Below are 25867 nucleotides of genomic sequence, written 5' to 3' on the forward strand. Positions count from 1 at the left end.
CTGCGACGCGCCCGGGTAGAATCGCTCCTCGTGACTCCTGAAGACCTCGCCTCCGCCCTGCACGCCATCGTCGTTCCGATCGTCGAACGACGACGCGAGGCGGCGGGTATCACCGACGAGGTCGCGGTGTCGGTCGACGACGTGGTGCTGGAGCGGCCGAAGAACCGCGATCACGGCGACTGGGCCTGCAACATCGCGATGAAGCTCGCGAAGCGGGTGGGCGCGAACCCGCGCGAACTCGCGCAGGAGTTCGCCGACGCGCTCGTGCAGGTCGACGGTGTCGCCTCGGTCGAGGTCGCGGGTCCTGGGTTCATCAACGTGCGCCTCGACGCCGCTGCCGCGGGTGCGCTCGCGAAGGTGATCGTCGACGCCGGCGACGCGTTCGGCCGCAACGACAGCCTCGCCGGTCAGACCATCAACATCGAGTTCGTCTCGGCCAACCCGACCGGCCCGCTCCACATCGGCCACACGCGCTGGGCCGCGCTCGGCGACTCCCTGGCCCGCGTCCTGAGCGCGTCCGGCGCGACGCTCGTCAGCGAGTACTACATCAACGACGCCGGCAACCAGATGGACACGTTCGCGGACTCGATCCTCGCCGCGGCCAAGGGGGAGCCGACGCCGGAGGGCGGCTATCCCGGGGCGTACATCGGCGACCTCGCGAAGACCGTGCTGACCGAGATCCCCGACCTCCTCGAGCGTCCGGACGCCCGCGAGGTCGCGCGGGAACGCGCCTACGCCCTGCAGCTCGGTGAGATCCGCGCGTCCCTCGAGCGCTTCAACGTCCACTTCGACGTCTGGTTCAGCGAGCGCACGCTGCACGCGACGGGCGATGACGGCACGAGCCTCATCGACCAGGCCGTGGACCGGTTGCGCGAGCAGGGGCACGTGTTCGACGAGGAGGGCGCCGTCTGGGTGCGCACGACGGACTTCGGCGACGACAAGAACCGAGTCATCCGTCGCTCCAACGGCGTCTACACCTACTTCGCCGCCGACGCCGCGTACTACCTGAACAAGGGCGACCGCGGCTTCCAGCACAAGATCTACCTGCTCGGTGCCGACCACCACGGCTACGTCCACCGGCTGAAGGCGCTCGCGGGCGCGGCCGGAGACGACCCGGACCGCGACATCGAGGTGCTCATCGGGCAGCTCGTGAGCGTGAACGGCGCCCGGCTCTCCAAGCGGGCCGGCAACATCATCGAGCTGGACGACCTGCAGGCCTGGATCGGGACGGACGCCCTGCGGTACTCGCTCGGTCGCTACCCGGCCGATTCGCCGTTGGCCCTCGACCCGGAGCAGCTCCGCAGCCGGACGAACGACAACCCCGTGTTCTACGTCCAGTACGCGCACGCCCGCACGAACTCGGTGGCGCGCAACGCCGCTTCGGCCGGGGTCGATCGCAGCGCCTTCGCACCGGAGCTGCTCGTCCACGAGACGGAGTCGGCGCTCCTCGGCGTCCTCCAGGAGTTCCCGCGGATCGTCGCGCAGGCCGCACAGCTGCGCGAGCCGCACCGCGTCGCCCGGCACCTGGAGGAGACCGCGAGTCTGTACCACAAGTGGTACGACAGCTGCCGGGTCGTCCCGATGGGGGAGGAGCCGGTCACCGACCTGCACCGCACGCGCCTCTGGCTGAACGACGCGACCGGCACCGTCATCCGGAACGGGCTGGCGCTCCTCGGCGTCTCCGCCCCGGAGCGCATGTAGCGTCCCCGCAGCACGAGATCCGCGCGAGCGCAGGACGGTTCCTCGGGAACGGTCCTGCGCTCGCTCCGATCTCCGGTGTGCGCCGTCCGAGCGGCGAGTCCTTCGGTAGCGTGACAGGATGCGCAGCCTCACGTCCCGCCCGTCCCTCGTCGTCGTCGTGATCGCGGCGGCCGTGTCGCTCTCGGGCTGTGTCGGCCAGGGCTCGGGCGTTCCCGGCACCGCGGCGCCGAGCGCGACCTCCGCGTCGGCCGTGGACCTCCGCGCGTTCGCACCGTTCGGAACGGAAGGGTCCGGCGTCTCGATCCGCCTGCAGTTCCCCGACGGCCTGCGCGCCGGCAGTGTGGGCACCATGGACTACCTCCAGAACATCGTCTCGCCTCCGGTGCAGTGCGCGCCGTTCGAGATCGAGCTCGAGGAGGTGGGCACGAGCACGCTGCAGATCGACGGGGCACTCTCCGTCGTCGTCCGGGGCGAGGGCGGGAAGACGGTCGCGCCGGCGTTCGTCATCCCCGGTGACCCGGTTCGTGCGGCGTTCATCTCACCGGACGTCCTGACGAGGAGTTCCCTGGAGGACTCCAACCTCACCGAGCTGGAAGGGTTCACACTGGCGACCTTGTATCCCACCTCGGCTGCCGACTGGGAGCGATTCAGTGGCAGGGTGCTCGACATGCCGGAGGTCGAGCTCGACCAGGTCTGCTGACGCCGCCCGGAGACGACGGTTCGCTACCCTCGGAACATGAGTGAGCAGCAACCGTCGGGCAAGCGCAGGCGTCCCTGGCTTCCGATCGTCATCGTCGTCGGGGTGCTCGTCGTCCTCGTCGGCGCGTTCCTGATCGCCGACACGATCGTGCGCGGCGTCGCCGAGGAGCGCGTCGCGACGCAGATCGAGCAGAGCCTGCCCGACAACGTCGACGCGGACGTCTCCGTGTCGATCGGCGGTGCCTCGGTCATCGCCCAGTACCTCACCGGAACGTTCGAGCACGTCGACCTGCGTGCTCCGGACGCGAGCGTCGACGGCATCCCGCTGGATCTCCGGGTCAGCGCGGACCGGGTCCCCCTCGACCCGGAGCAGACCATCGGTCGGGTGGTGGCGACCATCAGGATCGATGCCGCCGGAGCGGCGGACCTCGCCAAGACGGCCGGGCTCCCTGGCACGCTCACGCTCGGCGCCGACGAGATCGGGTACGCGGGTGAGGCGACCGTCCTGGGGTTCACCATCCCGTACGACTTCTCCGTGGCGCCGACCACCACGGCCGACCGGGTGAACCTCATGCCGACGTCCGTGAACGTCGACACCGGGCTCCTCGGCGTCATCGACCTGCGGGCGCTCGTGACCGGCTTCCTGCAGGGCGACCCGCCGAGCATCTGCGTCGCCCAGTACCTGCCCGAGGGGGTCGACCTCGATGGACTCGCGGTGACGCCGGAGGCGGCGACCGCCACCCTGACGTCGACGACGCTCCGGCTCGACGAGGCGTCGCTGCAGACGCTCGGCAGCTGCGACTGAGCCTCACCCCGCCACCCGGCGGGGGAGGGGAGCGAGCCGCTCGACGTCACGATGCTGCACGGTCACGCGCGTCTCGCTAGACTTTCCACACACCCACTGCTCCGACCGGGCGGTGAGGTGTGCCGTCGGGCCCTCGGGCCCGTGTTCCACCACAGTCGTTCCAACCGAGCGGCGATGGGTGCGGACGACCGGGATCACCAACCACCGGGTCGTGCGCATCCACCTTCATCGGTGCTCTGCAAATCGGTGCTTCAGGGGCCAAACCGGGTCCGCTCGCCCAACGAGAACCTCCTTTTCCGCTCAACAGGACTCAGGACACCCCCGTGGCCAGAAACCCCCTCGCCCCCGACTGGCTCGCCGAGCCCGTCGATCCGAACGCGCTCGATCCGGCCGTGTGGCCGGCCTCGGCCGCCCGCGACACCGACGGCCTCCTGCAGCTCGGCGGCGTCGACGTCCGCACGCTCCAGGAGCGCTTCGGCACGCCCCTCTACGTCGTCGACGAGGACGACGCCCGGGCCCGCGCCCGCACGCTGAGAGAGGCGTTCGAGCGTGAAGCGGCGGCCCGCGGCACGAGTGTCGCCGTCTACTACGCGGGGAAGGCGTTCCTCTCGGCCGAGGTCGCGCGCTGGATGACGGCGGAGGGCCTCCGCATCGACATCTGCAGCGGTGGAGAACTCGCCGTCGCACTCGCCGCCGGAACCGACCCGGCCCAGCTGGGCTTCCACGGCAACAACAAGTCGGTCGCGGAGATCGAGCGAGCCGTGGGTGTCGGGATCGGCGCGATCGTGCTCGACAGCCTCACCGAGATCGACCGCGTCGCCGCGGCGGCCGAGCGCGCCGGCCGGGTCCAGTCGGTGCGCCTGCGCGTGAACAGCGGCGTCCACGCCCACACGCACGAGTACCTCGCGACCGCCCACGAGGACCAGAAGTTCGGCCTGCCGCTCGAGGACGCCGCCGACGCCGTCGCGCGCATCCGGTCCCACGCCTCGCTCGACTTCCTCGGACTCCACTGCCACATCGGCTCGCAGATCTTCGGGTCCGACGGGTTCGCCGAATCCGCCGCCCGCCTGCTCGCCGTGCACGCGCGCCTGCTCGAGGGCGGCCCCGTGCCCGAGCTCAACCTCGGTGGTGGCTTCGGCATCGCCTATACCAGCGCCGACGACCCGACGTCGATCGAGCAGCTCGCGGCGGACATCCTCGCCGGTGTCCAGGCTGCGGCAGACCTCCACGGCGTCCGGATCCCGAAGCTCGCCTTCGAACCGGGACGCGCGATCATCGGCGGCGCCGGCATCACGCTCTACGAGGTCGGCACGATCAAGGACGTCGTGGTCGCCTGGAACGACGAGGGCGAGACCGCCGTCCGCCGCTACGTCAGCGTCGACGGCGGGATGAGCGACAACGCCCGGCCGTCGCTGTACGGCGCGGACTACACGGTCCGGATCGCCGATCGCGTGAGTGAGGCGCCTGCTGCGCTCGTCCGGGTCGCCGGCAAGCACTGCGAGTCGGGCGACATCGTCGTGAACGCCGACTACCTGCCCGCCGACGTCCGCGACGGCGACCTCCTGGCCGTCCCCGCGACCGGGGCCTACTGCTGGTCCCTCGCGAGCAACTACAACTACCTCGGTCGCCCGGCCGTCGTCGCCGTGTCGGGTGGCGCGGCCCGCGTCATCGTGCGGGGCGAGACCGAGCACGACCTCCTCAGCCGCGATGCGGGATTGGACACGGAATGATCGAATACCGCGGACTGAAGGTCGCCCTGCTGGGCGCCGGATCGGTGGGCTCGCAGGTGGCGCGTCTGCTGCTCGAGCACGCCGACGAACTGGCGTCCCGCGCCGGAGCGAGCCTCGAGCTCATCGGCATCGCCGTGCGCGACGTCGACGCACCTCGCGACGTCGACCTGCCGAAGGAGCTGTACACGACCGATGCCGAGCAGCTCATCCTGAGCGCCGACATCGTGATCGAGCTCATCGGCGGCATCGAGCCGGCGCGCAGCCACATCCTGCAGGCCATCAACGCCGGTGCCGACATCGTCACCGCCAACAAGGCACTGCTCGCGACGCACGGCCCGGAACTGTTCGACGCCGCTGAGCAGGTCGGTGCCCAGCTGTACTACGAGGCGGCCGTCGCCGCGGCGATCCCGATCATCCGACCCCTGCGGGAGAGCCTCGCGGGCGACCGCATCAACCGGGTGCTCGGCATCGTCAACGGCAGCACGAACTACATGCTCGACCGGATGGACCGCTTCGGCGACACGATGGAGGACGCGGCAGCCGTCGCGAGCGAGCTCGGGTACCTCGAGGCCGACCCGACCCTCGACGTCGAGGGCTACGACGCCGCGCAGAAGGCGACCATCCTGGCGAGTCTCGCCTTCCACACCACCGTCCCCGTCGAGGCCGTCCACCGTGAGGGCATCACCGGCATCACGAAGGCGCAGGTCGACCTCGCCCGCAGCGAGGGATACGTCATCAAGCTGCTCGCGATCGCGGAGCGGATCGTCGATGAGACGACCGGCGAGGAAGGCCTGTCCGCCCGTGTCTACCCGGCCCTGATCGGTCGCGAGCACCCACTGGCCGCCGTGCACGGCGGCAACAACGCCGTCTTCGTGGAGGCCGAGAACGCCGGGAGCCTGATGTTCTACGGCGCCGGCGCCGGGGGTAAGGAGACCGCCTCCGCGGTGCTCGGCGACCTCGTCTCCGCGGCCCGTCGTCACGTCGCCGGCGGCCCCGGTGTCGGCGAGTCCACGCACGCCGACCTGCCGGTCCTCGAGATCGGCCGCGTCACGACGCGATACCAGGTCACCCTCGAGGTGGCCGACGAACCCGGCGTGCTCGCCGCGGTCGCGGGGATCCTCAGCGACGGCGGCGTCTCGGTCGAGACCTTCCAGCAGTCCGTGGCCTCCTCGGACGGGACGCTGTCGACCGCTACCCTGGTCATCGGCACCCACCGGGCGCTCGAATCGGCCCTCGCGGCCACGGTCGAGCAGCTCGCCTCGAACGCCCACGTCGAGCGGGTCGTGTCCGTGCTCCGGGTCGAAGGAGCCGAGTAGGTGCCGAACCGCACGACCACCGACCGCGTCGCTCGCCGACCTCTCACCAGATTGCAGGCATCCCTATGAGTCACACCGAACCGCTTGCGATCGGACGCACCGTCACCGTGAAGGTGCCGGCGACCACCGCGAACCTCGGCCCCGGCTTCGACACGCTCGGTCTGGCGCTCGCCCTGTACGACGAGCTGACCGTCACGGTCCGCGAGGAGCCTGGCGTGTTCGTGGAGGTCATCGGCGTCGGCGCCGGCGAGGTGCCGACCGACGCCTCGAACCTCGTGATCACCGCGATCGCGCACGCTCTGCGCGCCTACGGCCACGACCTCCCCGGTCTCGACGTCGTCGCGCGGAACGTCATCCCGCACGGCCGCGGCCTCGGCTCCTCGGGCGCCGCGATCGTCTCCGGCATCATGGCGGCGAAGGGGCTCCTCGAGGGTCGGGTCGAGCTCGGTCCGGACGACCTCCTCCGGCTCGCGACGGAGATGGAGGGTCACCCCGACAACGTCGCTCCGGCGCTGTTCGGTGGCCTGACGATCGCGTGGACGACGGACGACGGCCCACAGCACAAGAAGCTCATCGTGCACCGCGGGGTCTCGCCGCTCGTGCTCGTCCCCGAGCACACGATGTCCACGGAACTCGCCCGCAGTCTGCAGCCCGCCAACGTGCCACACGCCGACGCGGCGTTCAACGTCTCGCGTTCGGCCCTCCTCGTCGCCGCGCTCACGCAGAGCCCCGAGCTCCTGCTCGCGGCCACCGAGGACCGGCTCCACCAGAGCTACCGCGCCGCAGCGATGCCCGAGACGAACACCCTCATCACGCTGCTGCGCGAGCACGGCTTCGCCGCCGTCGTGTCCGGCGCCGGTCCGTCGATCCTCGTCCTCGCGGACGATCCCGGACGACGCCTCGAAGCCACCGCGCTGGTCGCCGAGCACGCCACCACCCCGTGGCAGTCGCTCATGCTCGCGGTCGACTTCAAGGGTGCTACAGTGGGAGGGCACCCGGCCCACCCCGCCTCTTCGGCGTAACCGGCTTCCGGGGCAATTCCGCACAATCATCGCTTTCGCACCAATTGATCGCGTCTGTTCGGGTCCCACCGTGTTTCCATCCTGCTGAGCAGCGCTCCGCCGGGTCGTCGCACCGGGCTATCCGCACAGGCTCTGCGTCGTGTGAACATCACCCACCCGCCGCACAGGATTCCGGTGCGATCGCCGCCTGCGCGAGACAGCTCTGTCTCGACGCAAGGGAAGGAAGACACACGTGACAGACGTCAACGAAGGCGCCTCGGGCGTCTCGCTGGATGCCGACCCGAAGACGCTCAAGGTCGCCGACCTGCAGCGTCTCGCCGCCGCTCTCGGAGTGGCCGGAGCCTCGAAGCTCCGCAAGGGCGAGCTGGTCGAAGCCATCCAGACCATCCAGAACAGCACCGACACCGACGCCGCGGCCACCGAGACCGCCGACGTCATCGAGTCGGTCTCCGCGCTCGAAGTCGCGCCTGAGGCACCGGTGCAGTCCAAGCTGCCCGAGCTCGACCTCGCGCTCGACCAGGCCTTCGGTGCCGAGAAGGCGGCCCCGCCGGCGCGACGCAAGTCCCGCCGGGCCACGACGGCCACCGTCGCCCCGAACGCGACCCCGATCGTCGGCGCCCCCGTCGTCGAGGCACCGGCTGCGCCGGCTGCCGCACCCGCCCCGGTCGAGGCCGAGGCACCGTCCGCTCCGGCCGACGCGGCTCCCGCCGAGCAGTCCGACGACGCCGCCGCGACCGCTGCGGCGCAGAGCGACGACGAGACGACCCCCGAGCAGACGCCCAGGCGTTCGCGCGGCAACCGCCGTGGTCGCGGACGCGATCGCGACCGCAACGCCGACGACGCCGAGCAGAACACGGCTGAGCAGGGCACCGGCGAGCAGGCCGGCGGCGAGCAGCGCCGCGCCGCACAGAACACCTCCGAGCAGGACTCGAACGACGACGCCGCGAACACGGACGCCGACGACACCCAGGACGGCGAGCAGCAGGACGGCCAGTCGTCCGGCGGACGTCGCGGTCGCGGCCGTGGGCGCAACCAGAACAACGGTGGCCAGAACAACGGCAACCAGAACGCCGATGCCGGCCAGAAGGCCGACGCCAAGCAGGAGCAGCAGGGGCAGAACCGTGGCAACCAGGGCGGTCAGGGCAACCAGGGCGCACCGGGCGACGAGTCCGAGGGTCGTGGCGGCCGCAGCCGCTACCGCGACCGCAAGCGTCGCGGATCCGTGCAGAACGACGACGTCGAGCCCGAGATCGCCGAGGACGACGTCCTCATCCCGGTCGCCGGCATCCTCGACGTCCTCGACAACTACGCCTTCGTGCGCACCTCCGGCTACCTCCCGGGCACCAACGACGTCTACGTCTCCCTCGGCCAGGTGAAGAAGTACCACCTGCGCAAGGGCGACGCCGTCGTCGGGGCCATCCGTCAGCCGCGCGACAACGACAGCAGCAGCCGCCAGAAGTACAACGCGATCGTCAAGGTCGACTCCGTCAACGGCCTGTCCGTCGACGAGGCCGGCGCCCGCGTCGAGTTCGGCAAGCTGACCCCGCTGTACCCGCAGGAGCGCCTCCGTCTCGAGACGGAGCAGACCAAGCTCACGCAGCGCATCATCGACCTCGTCGCACCGATCGGCAAGGGCCAGCGCGGCCTGATCGTCGCCCCGCCGAAGGCCGGGAAGACCATCGTCCTGCAGCAGATCGCCAACGCGATCTCGATCAACAACCCTGAGGTCCACCTCATGGTCGTGCTCGTCGACGAGCGTCCCGAAGAGGTCACCGACATGCAGCGCACGGTGAAGGGTGAGGTCATCGCCTCCACCTTCGACCGGCCGGCCGAGGACCACACGACGGTCGCCGAACTCGCGATCGAGCGCGCCAAGCGTCTCGTCGAGCTCGGCCACGACGTCGTCGTGCTGCTCGACTCGATCACGCGTCTCGGTCGTGCCTACAACCTGGCCGCACCCGCCTCGGGTCGGATCCTCTCCGGTGGTGTCGACGCCGCGGCGCTGTACCCGCCGAAGCGCTTCTTCGGTGCCGCTCGCAACATCGAGAACGGTGGATCCCTCACGATCCTCGCGACCGCGCTCGTCGAGACCGGTTCCAAGATGGACGAGGTCATCTTCGAGGAGTTCAAGGGCACCGGCAACTCGGAGCTCCGGCTCTCGCGCCAGCTCGCCGACAAGCGGATCTTCCCGGCCGTGGACGTCAACGCGTCCTCGACCCGCCGCGAGGAGATGCTGCTCGCCCCCGACGAGGTCAAGGTCACCTGGAAGCTGCGTCGTGCCCTCGCCGGCCTCGACCAGCAGCAGGCCCTCGAGGTCGTCCTCGGCAAGCTGAAGGAAACCACGTCCAACGTGGAGTTCCTCGTCCAGATGCAGAAGTCGATGCCCGCACCGACCTCGCACAGCCACGGACACGAGAACAACCACCGCTAGCGGTCCCGACCGACCCCATCCGTACCCGCGCCACACCGGCACCGGGAACGGGTGGGGTCGGTCCCGTTTCGCCCCCGGTGCCGCATGATGGTGATGAAGGAAGAGAACGATGTTCGAATCAGTTGAGACGCTCGTCGCCGAGCACAAGGATCTCCAGGACCAGCTCGCCGACCCGGCGGTCCACGCCGACCCCGCACGGTCGAAGAAGATCAACCGCCGCTACGCCGAGCTGTCGAAGATCATCGCGGCCTACCACACCTGGCAGGCGACGCAGGAGGACCTCGACGCCGCTCGCGAACTCGCCAAGGAGGACGAGGCGTTCGCCGAGGAGGTGCCGGTGCTCGAAGAACTGCTGGTGACCAACCAGGAGAAGCTCCGCCGTCTGCTCATCCCGCGCGACCCCGACGACGGCCGCGACGTCATCATGGAGATCAAGGGTGGCGAGGGCGGCGCGGAGAGCGCCCTCTTCGCCGCCGACCTGCTCCGGATGTACCTGCACTACGCGGAGTCCAAGGGGTGGAAGACCGAGCTCCTCGAACGCACCGAGAGCGACCTCGGCGGTTACAAGGACGTCCAGGTGGCGATCAAGTCGAATGCGACCGACCCGTCGCAGGGGGTCTGGGCGCACCTCAAGTACGAGGGCGGCGTGCACCGCGTGCAGCGTGTGCCTGCCACCGAGTCCCAGGGCCGCATCCACACCTCCACCACGGGTGTCCTCGTCTTCCCCGAGGTCGATGAGCCGGAGGAGGTCGAGATCAGCCAGAACGACCTGAAGATCGACGTCTACCGGTCGAGCGGCCCCGGCGGTCAGTCGGTCAACACCACGGACTCCGCGGTGCGCATCACCCACCTGCCGACCGGCATCGTGGTGTCGATGCAGAACGAGAAGAGCCAGCTGCAGAACCGTGAGGCCGGTATGCGCGTCCTCCGCGCACGGATCCTCGCGCGTCAGCAGGAGGAGCAGGCGGCGCTCGACAGCGCGGCGCGCAAGACGCAGATCCGCACGATGGACCGCTCCGAGCGCATCCGCACCTACAACTTCCCCGAGAACCGCATCGCCGACCACCGGACCGGGTACAAGGCCTACAACCTCGACGGCGTCATGAACGGCGCGCTCGGTCCGATCATCGAATCGGCGATCACCGCCGACGAGGAAGCGCGCCTGGCCGACATCGGCGACCAGCACTAGGACTCGAGAGCGCAGTCGGGGTCGTCATCCCTCTCGGATGACGACCACGACTGCGCTTTCGTCGTTCAGCCGATGCGCAGTCGCTTCGTCGCGACCTTGTCGGCGAAGAACCGATCGTGGCTGACCACGACGATGGCGCCGGGGAAGTGCACGAGTGCGCGCTCCATCACCTGCGTGCTCGCGAGGTCCAGGTGGTTCGTCGGCTCGTCGAGGAGGAGCACCGAAGCTCCGGAGAGCAGGCACTGGGCCATGGCGACGCGGGCGCGCTGCCCACCCGAGAGCATGCCGATCTTCTGCTTGAGGTCGGCGTCCGAGAACTGGAACATGCCGAGGAAGCGGTTCACCGACTTCTTCGTCGCCGCGAAGGCGAGGCTGTCGGGCATGGCGCCGACGGCGTGCGCGACCGTGTCGGTGAGGTCCAGCTCGTCGACCATCTGGTTGTAGGACGCGTATCGGACCCCGCCGGTCCACGTGACGTGACCGGCGTCGGGGCGTTCGTCGCCCTCGAGGATCCGGAGGAATGTGGACTTGCCCGCACCGTTCGGTCCGTGGACGACGATGCGTTCGCGGCGGCCGATCTCGAGGTCGAGCCCGTCGAACAGCGTGTGGTCTCCGTAGGCCTTCGTGAGCCCCTGGATCCGGCAGAGCGTGTCCTTGATGTGCAGGCCGCCGTAGATGTCGGTGATGATGTCGTCCACCGGACGCGGCGGCCTGGCCTTCTTGATCTTCGCCAGCTGCGAGGAGAGGTCCTTCTTCCCGGCGGCCTTGGCCGCCTCGCGACGGTCCGAGATGCCCTCGGCCTCGAAGGCGAGCAGTTCGGACTCGTGGACGAACTGCGCCTCGAGGCTCTTGAGCCGGAACTGCTTCTGGACGACGTACTCGTCGAAGCTGCCGGGGTACTCGTGGAGGTGGAAGTTCTCGACCTCGACGATGCGGGTGACCACGGCGTCGAGGAAGGTCCGGTCGTGCGAGACGACGATGGCCGAGCCGCGGAACGAGCCGAACCAGGATTCGAGCCACTCGACCCCCGCGACGTCGAGGAAGTTCGTCGGCTCGTCGAGGAGCAGGACGTCCGGGCGCTCGAGGAGGATCTTCGCGAGCGCCGCGCGGTTGCGCCAACCCCCGGAGAGCGAGTCGATGGGGAGCACGCGGCGCGCGGCGTCGAAGCCGAGCGTGGTGAGGGCGGCGTCGATGTGGCGCTGGTAGTCCCAGCCGTCCTGGCGCTCCATCTCCTCGAAGAGCTCGGCCTGCCGTTCGATGAGCTTCGTCATCCCGTCGAGGTCGTTCGGGTCGGCGGCGATCGCGGCGTCGATGGATGCGAGTTCCGCCTCGATGGCGTGGATGTGACCGAAGAGTCCTTCGAGGACCTCGGTGATGGTGGCGCTACCGTCGAGCTCCGAGAACTGCGAGAAGTACCCGATCCGCGTCCCGTCCTCGATGGTCACCGTGCCCGAGCCCGGCTGGAGCTGGTCGAGCGCGAGCTTCAGGAGGGTGGACTTGCCTGAACCGTTCCTGCCGATGAGCCCGACCCGATCGCCTGGCTCGAGCCGGAAGAAGACGTCGCGGAGCACCGGGCGTTCCTCGAACCGGACGGTGACGTCGTGCAGGCGGATGAGACTCATGGGGACCTCTCGAGGAGCGGGATGCGGGTGGGATGCGGGAGTTCGTCGTCCGGGGGGAGGCGCGGGCGACGGATCGCCTCACCGCTCGCGGATCAGATGTGGTACTCGGGATCGAGCAACGCGAGGCCGTGGGCGCCGCTCCCGCGCGGGCGCTCGACCGCGGGGACGCCGAGCAGCAGACTGCGGGGTGGGCAGGCCTTGGTGACGACGGCGTTCGCGCCGACGATGGTGCCCGCACCGATCCGGATGGGCCCGAGGATCTTCGCCCCGGCACCGACGGCGACGCCGTCACCGATGGTCGGGTGGCGCTTGCCGACGCCGCGGCTCTTCCCGCCGAGGGTCACGCCGTGGAAGATCATGACGTCGTCGCCCACCTCGGCCGTCTCACCGATGACGACGCCCATACCGTGGTCGATGAAGAACCGCCTGCCGATCCGGGCGCCCGGGTGGATCTCGATCCCGGTGAGGAACCGGGTGAACTGCGAGCCGAACCGGGCGAGGGTGCGGAAGCCGCGCCGCCACAGGCGATGGTGCAGCCGGTACGCCCAGACGGCGTGCAGGCCGGAGTAGCTGAGCGCGATCTCGATGGTGCCGCGGGCCGCCGGATCGTGTGCGCGTGCGGCACCGATGTCCTCGCGGACCCGCGACAGCATTCCCATGCGTCGAGCCTAGTCGCGCAGGTCGTCGTACATCGTCGTCGACAGGTAGCGCTCGCCCGCGTCGGGGATGATGACGACGATCGTCTTGCCGGCCATCTCCGGACGGCGTCCGACCTCGAGGGCGGCCCAGACGGCGGCGCCGGAGGACATGCCGCCGATGATGCCGTCGTCGGTCGCGAGGCGTCGTGCGGTCGCGTAGGCCGTGTCGGTCTCGACCGGGATGATCTCGCTGAACAAGGAGGTGTCGAGGATGTCGGGCACGAAGTTCGGGCCGATGCCCTGGATCTTGTGTCCACCGGCACGACCCTCGCTGAGCAGCGGGGAGTCCGCGGGCTCGACCGCGATGATCTGCACGTCGGGGTTGTGCTCACGGAGCCAGCCGCCGACGCCGGTGATGGTCCCGCCCGTCCCGATGCCCGCGACGAACGCGTCGACCGTGCCGGCGGTGTCCTCCCAGATCTCGGGCGCGGTCGTCCGTCGGTGGATGGCGGGGTTCGCCTCGTTCTCGAACTGCCTGACCCAGACGGCGCCGGGGTTCTCGGCGACGATGCGCTGCGCCTCCTGCACGGCGTTCGCCATCCCCTTCGTCGGATCGGTGAGGACGAGCTCGGCACCGTAGGCACGGAGGAGGGTCCGGCGTTCCTTGCTCATCGAGGCGGGCATCGTGAGGATGACCCGGTAGCCCCGCGCGGCTCCCACGAGGGCGAGCGCGATGCCGGTGTTCCCGCTCGTCGACTCGACGATGGTCCCTCCGGGCTGCAGCTGGCCCGAGGCCTCCGCCGCATCGACGAGCGCGATGCCCAGGCGGTCCTTGACACTCGATCCGGGGTTGTAGAACTCCAGCTTCGCCAGGACGGTCGCGCCGACGCCTTCGGCGATGCGGTTCAGGCGGACGAGCGGGGTGCGGCCGTAGGCCTGGGTGATGTCGGTGTAGACGGTGCCGGTCACGGTGTTCCTCTTCCTCGAACGGGGCTCGGTTCAGCCTACGACCTGGTCGATCGGCGGTCTCCCGTGTGACGAGCAGGGTCGACGGCCCGCGGCCGCATCGAGGCGGTGGGGTAGGCTCGGTGCGGCCCACCCGACCAGGCCGCCCCAGATGATGACCTCGCTCATGCCCAGCACCCCTTCCGCCGCCGCCGCAGACACCCCGTCAGCCGGCCACCCTGCGACCGTCGAACTCGCGCGCCAACACGCCGTCGAGATCCTCACCCGCGCGGCCGTGCCGTCACCCGACGTCGACGCGGAGCTCCTCCTCGGACACGTGCTCGGCCTCGGTCGCGGTGCCGTGCAGGCCGCGGCGATCACCGGTCGCGTGCTCGACGCCGAAGAGCGCACCGTGTTCGCCGAGCTGGTCGAACGTCGGGCCGCGCGTGAACCGCTGCAGCACATCACGGGTCGTGCCGCGTTCCGTTCGATGGAACTCGCGGTCGGACCAGGCGTCTTCGTGCCGCGCCCCGAGACCGAGTCGGTCGTGCAGTTCGCCATCGACGCGCTCCGGGCGGTACCGATCCCTCGGCCCATCGGCGTCGACCTCGGCACCGGCAGTGGAGCGATCGCGCTGGCGATGGCGACCGAGGTCCCGAACGCGGCGATCTACGCGACCGAGAACTCGGTCGAGGCCTTCATCTGGGCGAGACGGAACTTCGCCGAGTCCGGTGCCGACAACGCCACCGTCGTCTTCGAGCACCTCGCCGACGCCTTCCACGAGCTCGACGGCTCGGTGGACGTCGTGATCTCGAACCCCCCGTACGTCCCGGACGACGCGATCCCACGCGATCCCGAAGTGCGTCTCCACGACCCCTCGGCCGCGCTGTACGGCGGACCGGACGGTCTCGACGTGGTGCGCCAGGTGTCCGCGACCGCGCAGCGACTGCTCCACCGGGGCGGCACGCTCATCATCGAGCACGGCGAACTCCAGGGGCAGGCCATCCGCGAGCTGCTCACGGCCGACGGCTGGCACGCCGCGGCGACGCACCGCGACCTCACCACCCGCGACCGCACCACCATCGCGATCCGCTGACCCGTCGCGGACGGAGGTCGGGTCAGGGGGTGGCAGCCACGAACGCGTCGACGGCGGCGTCGAGTCCCGCGACGTCGAAGGCGCCAGAGGCGTCCTTCGTCAATCGAAAGGCGTGCATCCCCACGGCCTCGGCACCCGCGCAGTTCGCCGCGGAGTCGTCGATGAGCATGGTGCGACCGGGTGCGACGCCGTACCGGCTGAGCGCTCGGGTGTAGACACGGGGCTCGGGCTTCTCCGCTCCGAGGACGGCCGACACGAGGTCGTTCTCGCCGAGGAGGGCTGCGGCCTCGGGAGCCAGCTGCGCGAAGGAGTCCCGGAACGGGATCGGATTGTTCGACAGCAGGGAGACCGTGCCGAGGGTCGAGGCGCGGGCGAGGGTGGCCAGGACGCCGGGAACCGGAGTCATCGCCGCCGCACGGGCCTCGCGCCACTCCGCGAGGGTCAGCGGGTATCCGGTGACCTCGGCGAACACCGCCAGGTAGTCGTCACTGGTCGGGTACTCGCCGATGTTGGCCGCGGCCTCGTGCCCGCCGACCCACCACTGCTTCGCGAGCCGGTACTGGCTCACGCCCGTCAACCGCGAGAGCGCCGGAAGGCGTTTCCGGAAGTCGTAGTCGTACAGGGTCTTGTCGCAGTCGAAGAAGAACACACGCTCTGGCACCACTCCAGTATGCGGCCCCGGGCTCCCAGGACCGGACGCGGGCAGCACGTAGACTGACCAGGCGCGTCGGGCCCACGTCCGACGTGCCTCGGCGGTGCCGTCCCCGCCGCCGGAGAGGGTGAACCGTGGACCGTCCTGTGACCGCCTGCATCGTCATGTACCGGAACGATCGCGACAAGCTGCGTGCGGCCATCGACTCGACCCTCGGAAGCCCGCTCGTCGAGACGCTCTACCTCGTCGACAACTCGCCGACGGACGAGCTCCGCGACCTCGTGGACGACCCGCGCATCGAGTACCTGCACAACCCCTCGAACCCCGGCTTCGGCGCCGCCCACAACCTCGCGATCGCGAAGGTCCTCGGGCGCTCGAAGTTCCACATGGTGGTCAACCCGGACGTGTACTTCGAGCCGGAGGCGGTCGAGGAGCTCCACGAGTTCATGCTCGAGCACCCCGAGGTCGGGCACGTCATGCCGAAGGTGCTGTACCCCGACGGCTCCCTCCAGTACCTGGTGAAGCGGAACCCCTCCGTCTTCGACCTCTTCGCCCGCCGGTTCCTGCCCGGTCCGCTGAAGCCGCTCGTCGCGAAGCGCATGGCCCGCTACGAGTACCGCGACATCGACGAGAACCCGGCGCACGACTACAACAAGACGATGTTCGACGTGCCCTACCTCTCGGGGTGCTTCATGTTCCTCCGGACCTCGACCCTGCACCGCGTCGGCTTCTTCGACGAGCGGATCTTCATGTACATCGAGGACGCCGACCTCACCCGGCGCTTCCTCCAGGTGTCCCGGACCGCGTATTACCCCGGCGCGACGATTTACCACCACTTCGCGAAGGGCTCGCATCACAACCGGAAGCTGATGTGGTACTCGATCCAGGGGGCCTTCGTGTACTTCCGCACGTGGGGATGGTTCGGACGATGAGCCGGGTGCTCGTGACCGGTGCGACCGGCTTCATCGGGACGAACCTCGTCCCCGTCCTCGAGGCGGCCGGCCACGAGGTCGTGCCGTTCTCGTTACGCGGGTGGACGGGGGAGCCCTTCCCTGCGGACGTCGACGTCGTGGTGAACCTCGCCGGGAAGGCGCACGACCTCGACGGCACCGCCTCTCCCGAGGTGTACCGCAGGATCAACACCGACCTCGCCGAACGTGCGTACGTCGCCTTCCTCGCGTCGGACGCCACCACCTTCATCCAGCTGAGCAGCGTCGCCGCGGTGAACGAGGCGACGGTCGACGGCGTGCTCGACGAGTCCGCCGAGCCCCACCCTGTGACGCCGTACGGGAAGTCGAAGCTCGCAGCCGAGCGGCTCCTGCTCGCCGTCGAACCGCCCGCCGGTCGCCGGACGATCGTCCTCCGTCCGACGATGGTGCACGGGCCGGGGGACAAGGGCAATCTGCGCCTCCTGTTCGGTCTGCTCTCCCGCGGCATCCCGTACCCGCTCGACGCCTTCCGCAACGAGCGCAGCTTCGTGTCGATCCAGAACCTCACGTGGGCGATCACGAGCATCATCGACACGCCCACCGTCACGACGGGTGTGTACCTCGTCGCCGACGACAAGCCCGTGTCGACGGGGCACCTCGTCACCCTCATCGCCGAGGTCACCGGTCGCCGGGTCCGTCGCCTGGCGCTCCCACCGGCCCTCGTGCGGTTGGCGGCCGCCGTCGGCGATCGCGTCCCCGCCGTGCCGCTCAACTCCGGGCGTCTCGCCAAGCTCACCGAGGACTACCGCGTCTCCGGTGCCCGACTGCTCGGTGCACTCGGGCACGAGCGCATGCCGACGGCGACGGACGACGGTCTCCGGTCCTCGATCGCAGCCCTCGCCGCGGAGCGCGGTGCGCCCGGCCCCGACGCGCAGTCCGTGCGCAGCCAACGCGGAGCCGGCGATCGGTAGGATCGACACGTTATGACCTCCACGCTCCCCGACGCCCCCCGTAGATGGACGCAGGCGCCCGGTCCTCGTTTCGCCGCGAAGACCGCCCTCGACGCACTGTGCTGGGTGCTCGCCATCGTGGTCGCCCAGCTCGTCCGGTTCGAGCTCGAGTACGAGCGCGTGGCCCTCGTGGGGACGGTCCTCCTGTGCGTCATCGCCGTGGTCGCCCAGCTCGTCGTGGCCTACCTGTGGAGCTACTACCACGGCCTGCACAGCTTCGGCAGCTTCTATGAGGCGAAACAGCTCATCGTCGTCGCGCTGATCGTCACCGCGATCCTCATCGCGGTCAACGCGGTGTTCGGCGTCGCGTGGGGGGTTCCACGGTCCACCACGGTCATCGCGTTCCCGTTCGCGATCGTCTTCATGGGCATCACGCGCTACGTCAAGCGACTCTTCGTCGACAGCCGCAGCCGGCCGATCGAGGCGCAGCGCGTCCTCGTCTACGGAGCCGGTGCGCTCGGGATGTCGATCATCCCTCGGCTCATGCGCGACCCGCAGTCGCCCTACCTCCCGGTGGGTGTCATCGACGACGACCCCTCGAAGCGCAACTTCCGCATCGCCTCCGTCGCCGTGGTCGGCACGGGAGCCGACCTGGTGGCGGCCGTCAAGCGCACCGGGGCGCAGGCGCTCATCATCAGCATCGCGGACGTCGACAACGACTTCATCCGCCAGGTCAGTGAGCGAGCCGACGAGGCGAAGCTCCGGGTGCTCGTCGTGCCGCCCATCGACACGATGCTGGCTCCCGGGACGGGCGAGAGCGCGCCGAGCCTGCGCGACCTCAACGTCGAGGACTTCATCGGCCGCAACACCGTCGACCTGCAGGTCGAGAGCATCGCGGGGTACCTGACCGGCAAGCGCGTGCTCGTCACCGGTGCCGGCGGATCCATCGGCTCCGAGATCGCCCGGCAGGTCAACCAGTTCGGTCCGGCGGAGCTCGTCCTGCTCGACCGCGACGAGACGGGGCTCCACACCACGCAGCTCTCGATCTCCGGACACGGTCTGCTCGACACCAAGGAGGTCGTGCTCGCCGACATCCGCGATCTCCCCTCGCTCATGGAGATCTTCGAGGACCGCCGTCCCGACGTCGTGTTCCACGCGGCAGCGCTGAAGCACGCTCCGATGCTCGAGCAGTACCCCGACGAGGCCTGGAAGAACAACGTCCTCGGCACCCTGAACGTGCTGAACGCGGCACGAGCCGTGGGCGTCGGCACCTTCGTCAACATCTCGACCGACAAGGCCGCGAACCCGACGACCGTCCTCGGCTACAGCAAACGCATCGCCGAGAAGCTCACCGCCTGGATGAGCGCCCAGGAGACCGACGCACGGTACCTCTCGGTCCGGTTCGGCAACGTCATCGGCAGCCGCGGCTCCGCCATCCCGGCGTTCACCGCCCAGATCGAGGCCGGTGGCCCGGTCACGGTCACGCACCCCGACGTCACCCGCTTCTTCATGACGATCCCCGAGGCGTCGAAGCTCGTCATCCAGGCCGGCGCGATCGGCGACCCGGGCGAGGTCCTCATCCTCGACATGGGCCGTCCGGTCCGCATCCTCGACGTCGCCAAGCGCATGATCGCCGCGTCCGGCAAGGACGTCGAGATCGTGTACACCGGTCTCCGGCACGGCGAGAAGCTGCACGAGGTCCTCATCGACACCGACGAGATCGCCGACCGCTCGAAGCACCCGAAGGTCTCGCACACGCGGATCCAGCCGCTCGACCCGGCACTCCTCGACATCGCCGTCTGGCGGGAGACCATCGCCGACGAGGGCGCCGGCACCCACCACCTGGTGCAATGACGGTTGCCATCCTGGCGGGGGTGCTCGCGCTCGTCGTGAGCCTGCTGTCCCAGCTCGCCATCCGCCCGATGCTCATCCGTCGGGCGGTCGTCGACACCCCGAACCACCGATCCATGCACGTCACTCCGACGATCCGCGGGGGAGGGATCGGCGTCGCGCTCGCGGTCGCCGTCGGTCTCGGTACGGCCGCGGTCCTGCTCCACAGTCTGCCGCTCTGGATCGTCGCCGCCGTGTCGATCGTCAACGCGGCCATCGGAGCCGTGGAGGACGTCCGCGGACTCCCCGTCCGGGTGCGCTTCGGCTTGCAGGTCGTGCTCGGACTCGTGGCGACCTGGGTGCTCGTCGTCTCGATGGCCGCGAGTTCCTGGTGGATCCCGCTCGGGATCGTGGCGCTCGTCGCCTACACGAACATCGCGAACTTCATGGACGGCGTCAACGGCATCTCCTCGATGCACGGCACGGTCGTCGGCGGGTTCTACGCCGGTCTCGGCGCCGTGGCCGGTCTCCCGGGCGTCACGGCAGCCGGCCTCGTCGTGGCGGCAGCGTTCCTCGGGTTCCTGCCGTGGAACCTCGCTCGGCGCCGGATGTTCCTGGGCGACGTCGGCAGCTACCTCCTCGGCGGCTCCCTCGTCGCGGTCGCCATCTACGCGGCCTTCAGCGGCATCTCCTTCGTCGCGCTGATCGGCCCGGTCCTCGTGTACGTCGCCGACACCGGCACGACGATCATCGCGCGCTGGCGGCGGGGGGAGCCGCTGCACGAGGCGCATCGCAGCCACGCGTACCAGCGGCTCGCCGCCGGCGGACTCGGTCACCTCGGGTCCACCGCCGTCGTCAGCGTCGCGACCCTCGCCACCGGGCTCCTCGGGGTGGTCGTCGCGACGGGCGCGTGGCCCCTCCAGGTCCTCGCCGTCCTCGGTGTCCTGCTCGTCCTCGCGGTCTACCTGTGCCTGCCCAGACTGCTCGGAAGACGCCCGAGGCTATGATTGAGCGTCGTCACCCCGATCATCCGGCCGACTGATCACCGATCGGCGGCCCCGTTCAGCCAGGACCCACCACATGCCGCAGACCTTCGATTGCCAGGATCACGCGCAGCTGCTCGCCGGGATGCGCCTGGCGCGGACGGCCCTGGCGAGGGGTGAGCTGGTCGTGCTCCCGACCGACACGGTCTACGGGGTGGCCGCCGACGCGTTCTCCCCGGCCGCGGTGCAGCGACTGCTCGACGCGAAGGGTCGGACCCGGCAGTCACCGCCGCCCGTCCTCGTCTCCGGTGTGAACACGCTCGAGGCCTTGGCGGCGTCCGTGCCCGATGCCGTGCACCGGCTCGTCGAGGCGTTCTGGCCCGGAGGCCTGACCATCGTGCTCGAGGCCCAGCCGTCGCTCGCCTGGGACCTCGGCGAGACCGCGGGCACGGTCGCGCTCCGGATGCCGTCGAACCCGGTGACCCTCGAACTCCTGCAGGACACCGGCCCGCTCGCGGTCTCCTCGGCGAACCTCACCGGCCGACCGGCCGCGACGTCCGCCGCTGCCGCGCTCGAGATGCTCGGCGATTCGGTCTCGGTCTACCTCGACGGCGGCGAGAGCGGCGAGCAGTCGTCGACGATCATCGACGCGACCCGACTCGGCACGGCCGACGAACGGATCGTCGTCCTGCGCGACGGAGCCGTCTCCCGCGAGGCGATCCGCGACGTGGTGGGCGATCTGCTCCCCGAGTCGCGCGAACCATGAACCAGTTCTCCGGGTACCTCATCGTGCTCGTCGTGAGCACGGGCATCACCTTCGGCTTCGCCCACCTCGCGCGGCGCGTCGGTGTGAAGTACGGTCTCCACCCACCGATCCGCGAGCGGGACGTCCACCAGACGCCGACGCCGCGCCTCGGCGGGGTCGCGATGTTCATCGGCATCCTCGTCGCGTTCGGTGTGGCCTGGCAGCTGCCCTTCTTCGACCTCGTGTTCGCCGATCCGGAGCCGGTGCTCGCGATCCTCGGTGCCGCCCTGTTCATCGTCGGGATCGGCGTCGCAGACGACCTGTGGGACCTCGACTGGATGATCAAGCTCGCCGCACAGTTCATGGCGGCAGGGCTCGTCGCCTGGCTCGGTGTGCAGATCTACTCCTTGCCCATCGGTGGCCTGACGGTCGGCTCGTCGTGGGTGTCCTTCTCGATGACGGTCTTCGCCATCGTGCTCGTGATGAACGCGATCAACTTCGTCGACGGTCTCGACGGGCTCGTCGCCGGTGTCGCCGTCATCGCGAACACCGTGTTCTTCGTCTACACGCAGCTGCTCGTGACCTCCACCGGGGCGAGCGACTACTTCAACCTCGCTTCGCTGATCGCCGCGATCCTCGTCGGCGCCTGTCTCGGCTTCCTCCCGCTCAACTGGCACCCCGCCCGACTGTTCATGGGCGACGCCGGTGCGCTGCTCGTCGGGCTGCTCATGGCGACCTCCGCAGCCGCCGTGACCGGCCAGGTCGACCCGGCCGCCCTGGGCCGCACGCAACTGTTGCCCGCGTTCATCCCCATCCTGCTGCCGTTCGCCATCCTGGTCGTGCCGCTCGCCGACTTCGTCCTGGCCGTCCTCCGTCGTCTCCGGGCCGGCAAGTCGCCGTTCAGCGCGGACCGGATGCACCTGCACCACCGGCTGCTCGACCTCGGTCACAGCCAGGTGCACGCCGTCCTGATCTTCTACGGCTGGACGGTGGTCATCTCCGTCGGATGCCTGGCGTTCTTCGCCGCCCCGACGTGGCTGGCCGTGCTCTTCGTCTCCGTGGGCGTCGTCACCTGCACGGCGTTCACGCTCCTGCCGATCGGTCGCCGCAGGCGGGCCGACCGGCTCGCGCAGCGCGTGGCCGCCGGCGCTGAGGGGGCTCCCGGGTCGGCGCTGTACGATCGGCTCGACGAGGCCTCCGGGCAGCGCGACCCCGAGGCGCCCGTGAGCGGCGACACCCTCGACACCCTCGACTCTCTCGCCAAGAAGGACCAGCACCCATGACTCCTCCCGCCCAGGCCGGCTCGCACGTGAGCGCCAACCGGGTCTTCCGCACGGCACTCCGGTACAGCGCGCTCCTCGCGCTCGTGATCGCCGTCGTCGGGGGAGTGGTCGGCTGGAGTGTCGACGGTTCCCGCGGGCTGACGAGTGCGCTCATCGGCACCGCGATGGCGCTCGTGTTCCTCGGCATCACCTCGGTGAGCATCCTCTTCGCCAACCGCTGGTCCGGCCAGGAGTTCTTCGTCGGCATCCTGTTCGGGGTGGTGATGGGCAGCTGGCTCGTGAAGTTCGTCATCTTCCTCGTGCTCGGCTTCATCCTGAAGGACCAGCCGTGGGTCAACGCACCGATCTTGTTCGGGAGCGTCATCGTCGGTGTCGTCGGATCGCTCGTGATCGACGCCGTCGTGGCGGCGAAGGTGCGGGTGCCCTACGTCTCGGACGACATCCTCCCGAAGGCGTCGCCGCAGGACTCCGACCAGGGCTGACGCTGCGGACACATCCAGGTCGCGCGGGAGCATGCCGGAACCGGTATCCGGGGCACAGCGGAAGGTCGCACCTCGGAATATAGCCGTGGAATACCACCCCTGGGTTCGTCGGGGCCGGGTTTCCTTGCTAGACTCGTCAACGAATCCTCCCACTAGCACCGCTTCGGCGTGCGGCGAGGAGACATCCCCCCTGTTCGTCGCCGCGAGAGCTCTGCTCCACGCCCCCGAAACTGGAGATACGTGCTGTTCGCTAACGCCGTGCACCTGATCGCACCGATGGCCGCCGAAGATGGCGAGTTCCACGGTCCGTCGATCGACGAGTTCTTCCCCGACATCATCCTCTTCGAGGGCACGCCCTTCGCGATCAACCGGGTCATCCTGATCCGGTTCATCGCGGTGATCGCCCTCCTCCTGTTCTTCTGGCTGTCGACGCGCAAGATGCGCCTCGTCCCCGGCCGTGCGCAGAGCCTCGCCGAGATGGGGCTCGGCTTCGTCCGCGTCAACATCGCGGAAGACCTGCTCGGCAAGAAGGACGGCCTCCGGTTCCTGCCGATCCTGACGACCATCTTCTTCATGGTCCTCGCGATGAACCTGACGGGCATCATCCCCGGGCTGAACCTGGCCGGTACCTCGGTCATCGGTGTCCCGCTGGTGCTCGCGCTGGTGTCCTACGTCACCTTCATCTACGCCGGTATCAAGAAGAGCCCGGGCAAGTTCTTCAAGAACTCCCTCTTCCCCTCCGGGGTGCCGTGGCCGGTGTACATCATCGTCACGCCGATCGAGCTCATCTCGACCTTCGTCATCCGCCCGCTCACGCTGACGCTCCGACTCCTCATGAACATGATCGTCGGGCACCTGCTCCTCGTCCTGTTCTTCGCGGCGACGCAGTTCTTCATCGTGAACCTCGGCGGATGGTTCGCCCTGATGGGTGTCGGGACGCTGGCCTTCGGCCTCGTCTTCACCCTCTTCGAACTCCTGGTCGCAGTCCTCCAGGCCTACGTCTTCACCCTCCTCACCGCGGTCTACATCCAGCTCGCGGTCGCAGAAGAGCACTAATCGAGCCCGGCACCCGCCAGGTCTCACCCAACGGAAGGAAACAAACGTGGACGCAACTACCGTTCTCGCCGCCCTTGAAGGAAACATCGCGACGGTCGGTTACGGTCTCGCAGCCATCGGCCCCGCCATCGGTGTGGGTATCGTCGTCGGCAAGACGATCGAAGGCACCGCGCGTCAGCCCGAGCTGGGTGGTCGTCTCCAGGTCCTCATGTGGATCGGTATCGCCTTCACCGAGGCGCTCGCCTTCATCGGCATCGCGACCTACTTCATCTTCGTCTAAGCCCCCTTTCACATCTCCGAAGGAGGCAAGATGTTTGATGCAGTGATCATCGCTGCTGAAGAGGGCGCATCGACGAACCCTCTTATCCCAGCGGCCTACGACATCTTCTGGTCTGCCGTCGTCTTCATCATCATCCTCGGCTTCTTCTGGAAGCTGGTCCTGCCGAAGGTGCAGAAGCTCCTCGACGACCGCGCAGCGGCCATCGAGGGCAACATCGCCAAGGCCGACGAAGCGCAGAAGCAGGCCGAAGCGGCGCTCGAGCAGTACAACGCTCAGCTCGCCGAGGCCCGTCAGGAAGCCGGCCGCATCCGCGAGCAGGCTCGTGTCGAGGGTCAGACGATCCTCGCAGAGCTCAAGGAGCAGGCCACGGTCGAAGCCGCTCGCGTCACCGCGAGCGCTCAGGCACAGATCGAAGCCGAGCGTCAGGCGGCTGTCGTGTCGCTGCGTGCCGAGGTCGGCACGCTCGCGCTCGACCTCGCCAGTGGTGTCATCGGCGAGACGCTGAACGACGACGCGAAGGCCACGGCGGTCGTCGACCGGTTCCTGGCGGACCTCGAAGCGTCGGAGAAGGCAGCCAAGTAATGGGAAGCGCGACCAGAGAAGCACTCGCCTCGTCGAAGGAGGCCCTCGCCGCCCTCGGCGCCGGGGCCGATCTGGCCACCGCGGACGGACTGTTCGCAGCGGGCCGGGCCATCGGCGGCTCGAGCCACCTGAGCGCGGCGCTCAGCGACCCCGCAGCCGACGCCGGTGCCAAGCGCACCGTCGTCGAGCGGATCTTCGGCACGCAGCTGAGCGCTCAGGCGCTCGGCCTGCTGCAGACCGTCGTCTCCGGCCGCTGGTCCAGCGAGGCGGACCTGCTCGCGGGCATCGAGGAGCTCGGCCTCCGGGCCGCCTCGATCTCCGCCGGTGCGCAGGGCGACATCGAGGCCGAGCTGTTCGAGTTCGGGAAGCTCGTGTCGAGCAACCACGAGCTCGAACTGGCCCTCAGCAGCAAGCTCGGCTCGTCCGCTGCGAAGGGTGCCCTCGCGGCGTCCCTCCTCGCGGGCAAGGCGAGCCCGCAGACCGTCAGCATCGTCGGTCAGCTCGTGCAGCAGCCGCGAGACCGTCGGATCGGAGAACTGCTCCGGTACGCATCAGGCATCGTCGCCGACCAGCAGGGCCTCGCGGTCGCCACGGTCACGGCAGCCGCACCGATCGAGGCGTCGCAGCTCCAGCGCCTCGAGCGCCACCTCGCCACGGCCTACGGCCGTCAGGTGAAGATCAACCAGGTGATCGACCCCGCCGTCGTCGGTGGACTGCGCGTGCAGCTCGGGGACGACGTCATCGACGGCAGCCTCGCTGCCCGACTGAACGACCTCCGTCTGCAACTGGCCGGATAACGGCCCGTGCAGCGCGGAGACCGGCCCGACGGTCTCCACAACTCAAGACGTTGATCCTGACGGATCGCACCTCTCGGAACCCCCGGGTTCCACAACCAAAAGGA

At 69.4% G+C, this 25867-nt stretch carries 24 protein-coding genes; 20 read left to right on the forward strand and 4 right to left on the reverse strand.

What is annotated here, in order from left to right; translation table 11 throughout:
• The first annotated feature begins 30 nt into the window (after nt 1–30).
• From HOW07_RS15565 to prfA, 8 genes are all read left to right on the forward strand, one after another.
• Entirely contained in the window at nt 31–1701 is a 1671-nt protein-coding gene (locus HOW07_RS15565) for an arginine--tRNA ligase (protein ID WP_175117777.1), read from the forward strand.
• A gap of 118 nt (nt 1702–1819) precedes the next feature.
• On the forward strand, nt 1820–2401 hold the full coding sequence (locus tag HOW07_RS15570; protein WP_175117778.1) for a hypothetical protein: 582 nt from the start codon (nt 1820–1822) through the stop codon (nt 2399–2401).
• 36 nt (nt 2402–2437) lie between these two features.
• A complete protein-coding gene (locus HOW07_RS15575) occupies nt 2438–3205 on the forward strand; it encodes a DUF2993 domain-containing protein (RefSeq protein WP_079002765.1) in 768 nt (255 codons plus the stop codon).
• A gap of 323 nt (nt 3206–3528) precedes the next feature.
• Entirely contained in the window at nt 3529–4935 is a 1407-nt protein-coding gene (lysA, locus tag HOW07_RS15580) for a diaminopimelate decarboxylase (protein ID WP_121291818.1), read from the forward strand.
• A complete protein-coding gene (locus tag HOW07_RS15585; RefSeq protein ID WP_079002763.1) occupies nt 4932–6251 on the forward strand; it encodes a homoserine dehydrogenase in 1320 nt (439 codons plus the stop codon). Before lysA ends, HOW07_RS15585 begins: the two co-directional genes overlap by 4 nt.
• A 65-nt stretch (nt 6252–6316) precedes the next feature.
• Entirely contained in the window at nt 6317–7273 is a 957-nt protein-coding gene (gene thrB / locus HOW07_RS15590; RefSeq protein WP_071262436.1) for a homoserine kinase, read from the forward strand.
• A 232-nt stretch (nt 7274–7505) separates the two neighbouring features.
• Nucleotides 7506–9704: a transcription termination factor Rho gene (rho, locus tag HOW07_RS15595; protein ID WP_175117779.1), complete on the forward strand. Its 2199-nt coding sequence runs from the start codon at nt 7506–7508 to the stop codon at nt 9702–9704.
• 109 nt (nt 9705–9813) lie between these two features.
• Complete coding sequence (gene prfA, locus HOW07_RS15600; RefSeq protein WP_175117780.1) at nt 9814–10893, forward strand: peptide chain release factor 1; 1080 nt, start codon at nt 9814–9816, stop codon at nt 10891–10893.
• Nucleotides 10894–10958: 65 nt separating this feature from the next.
• Here prfA and HOW07_RS15605 read toward each other — a convergent pair whose 3' ends face one another.
• The 3 genes from HOW07_RS15605 to cysK form a co-directional block, all read right to left on the reverse strand.
• A complete protein-coding gene (locus HOW07_RS15605; protein ID WP_175117781.1) occupies nt 10959–12515 on the reverse strand; it encodes an ABC-F family ATP-binding cassette domain-containing protein in 1557 nt (518 codons plus the stop codon).
• 92 nt (nt 12516–12607) lie between these two features.
• Nucleotides 12608–13174, reverse strand: a complete 567-nt coding sequence (gene epsC / locus HOW07_RS15610) for a serine O-acetyltransferase EpsC (RefSeq protein WP_079002761.1) — start codon at nt 13172–13174, stop codon at nt 12608–12610.
• Nucleotides 13175–13183: 9 nt separating this feature from the next.
• On the reverse strand, nt 13184–14122 hold the full coding sequence (gene cysK, locus HOW07_RS15615; protein WP_064295302.1) for a cysteine synthase A: 939 nt from the start codon (nt 14120–14122) through the stop codon (nt 13184–13186).
• 163 nt (nt 14123–14285) lie between these two features.
• On the opposite strand from cysK, the gene prmC reads away from it, so the two are divergent.
• A complete protein-coding gene (gene prmC / locus HOW07_RS15620) occupies nt 14286–15194 on the forward strand; it encodes a peptide chain release factor N(5)-glutamine methyltransferase (RefSeq protein ID WP_228501986.1) in 909 nt (302 codons plus the stop codon).
• A gap of 22 nt (nt 15195–15216) precedes the next feature.
• Here the strand turns inward: prmC and HOW07_RS15625 are convergent, their stop codons facing one another.
• The gene (locus HOW07_RS15625; protein ID WP_231884337.1) at nt 15217–15855 is read right to left on the reverse strand and encodes an HAD-IA family hydrolase; all 639 of its coding nucleotides are present in this window, start codon (nt 15853–15855) and stop codon (nt 15217–15219) included.
• A 125-nt stretch (nt 15856–15980) separates the two neighbouring features.
• Here HOW07_RS15625 and HOW07_RS15630 point away from each other — a divergent pair, with 125 nt between their 5' ends.
• From HOW07_RS15630 to HOW07_RS15680, 11 genes are all read left to right on the forward strand, one after another.
• Nucleotides 15981–16778: a glycosyltransferase family 2 protein gene (locus tag HOW07_RS15630; protein WP_121291815.1), complete on the forward strand. Its 798-nt coding sequence runs from the start codon at nt 15981–15983 to the stop codon at nt 16776–16778.
• Nucleotides 16775–17746 carry an NAD-dependent epimerase/dehydratase family protein gene (locus HOW07_RS15635; RefSeq protein WP_175117782.1) on the forward strand — a complete coding sequence of 324 codons (972 nt, stop codon included), beginning with the start codon at nt 16775–16777 and terminating at the stop codon, nt 17744–17746. Before HOW07_RS15630 ends, HOW07_RS15635 begins: the two co-directional genes overlap by 4 nt.
• 12 nt (nt 17747–17758) lie before the next feature.
• The gene (locus HOW07_RS15640) at nt 17759–19579 is read left to right on the forward strand and encodes a nucleoside-diphosphate sugar epimerase/dehydratase (RefSeq protein ID WP_079002758.1); all 1821 of its coding nucleotides are present in this window, start codon (nt 17759–17761) and stop codon (nt 19577–19579) included.
• Nucleotides 19576–20562 (forward strand): glycosyltransferase family 4 protein, encoded by a 987-nt coding sequence (locus HOW07_RS15645; RefSeq protein WP_175117783.1) that lies wholly within the window; start codon nt 19576–19578, stop codon nt 20560–20562. The genes HOW07_RS15640 and HOW07_RS15645 overlap by 4 nt, the downstream gene beginning before the upstream one ends.
• A gap of 73 nt (nt 20563–20635) precedes the next feature.
• The gene (locus HOW07_RS15650; RefSeq protein ID WP_064295307.1) at nt 20636–21304 is read left to right on the forward strand and encodes an L-threonylcarbamoyladenylate synthase; all 669 of its coding nucleotides are present in this window, start codon (nt 20636–20638) and stop codon (nt 21302–21304) included.
• On the forward strand, nt 21301–22566 hold the full coding sequence (locus HOW07_RS15655) for an MraY family glycosyltransferase (RefSeq protein ID WP_175117784.1): 1266 nt from the start codon (nt 21301–21303) through the stop codon (nt 22564–22566). Before HOW07_RS15650 ends, HOW07_RS15655 begins: the two co-directional genes overlap by 4 nt.
• Nucleotides 22563–23048, forward strand: a complete 486-nt coding sequence (locus tag HOW07_RS15660) for a hypothetical protein (RefSeq protein ID WP_064295309.1) — start codon at nt 22563–22565, stop codon at nt 23046–23048. Before HOW07_RS15655 ends, HOW07_RS15660 begins: the two co-directional genes overlap by 4 nt.
• 276 nt (nt 23049–23324) lie before the next feature.
• The gene (atpB, locus tag HOW07_RS15665) at nt 23325–24104 is read left to right on the forward strand and encodes a F0F1 ATP synthase subunit A (protein WP_175117868.1); all 780 of its coding nucleotides are present in this window, start codon (nt 23325–23327) and stop codon (nt 24102–24104) included.
• A gap of 46 nt (nt 24105–24150) precedes the next feature.
• Nucleotides 24151–24384 (forward strand): ATP synthase F0 subunit C, encoded by a 234-nt coding sequence (gene atpE, locus HOW07_RS15670; protein ID WP_064295310.1) that lies wholly within the window; start codon nt 24151–24153, stop codon nt 24382–24384.
• Nucleotides 24385–24414: 30 nt separating this feature from the next.
• Nucleotides 24415–24966: a F0F1 ATP synthase subunit B gene (locus tag HOW07_RS15675; protein WP_175117785.1), complete on the forward strand. Its 552-nt coding sequence runs from the start codon at nt 24415–24417 to the stop codon at nt 24964–24966.
• Complete coding sequence (locus HOW07_RS15680; protein WP_071262369.1) at nt 24966–25763, forward strand: F0F1 ATP synthase subunit delta; 798 nt, start codon at nt 24966–24968, stop codon at nt 25761–25763. The genes HOW07_RS15675 and HOW07_RS15680 overlap by 1 nt, the downstream gene beginning before the upstream one ends.
• Nucleotides 25764–25867 lie beyond the last annotated feature (104 nt).

Origin of the sequence: Plantibacter sp. MCCC 1A11337, assembly GCF_013349365.1 — a bacterium.
Classification (GTDB): Bacteria; Actinomycetota; Actinomycetes; order Actinomycetales; family Microbacteriaceae; genus Plantibacter; species Plantibacter flavus_A.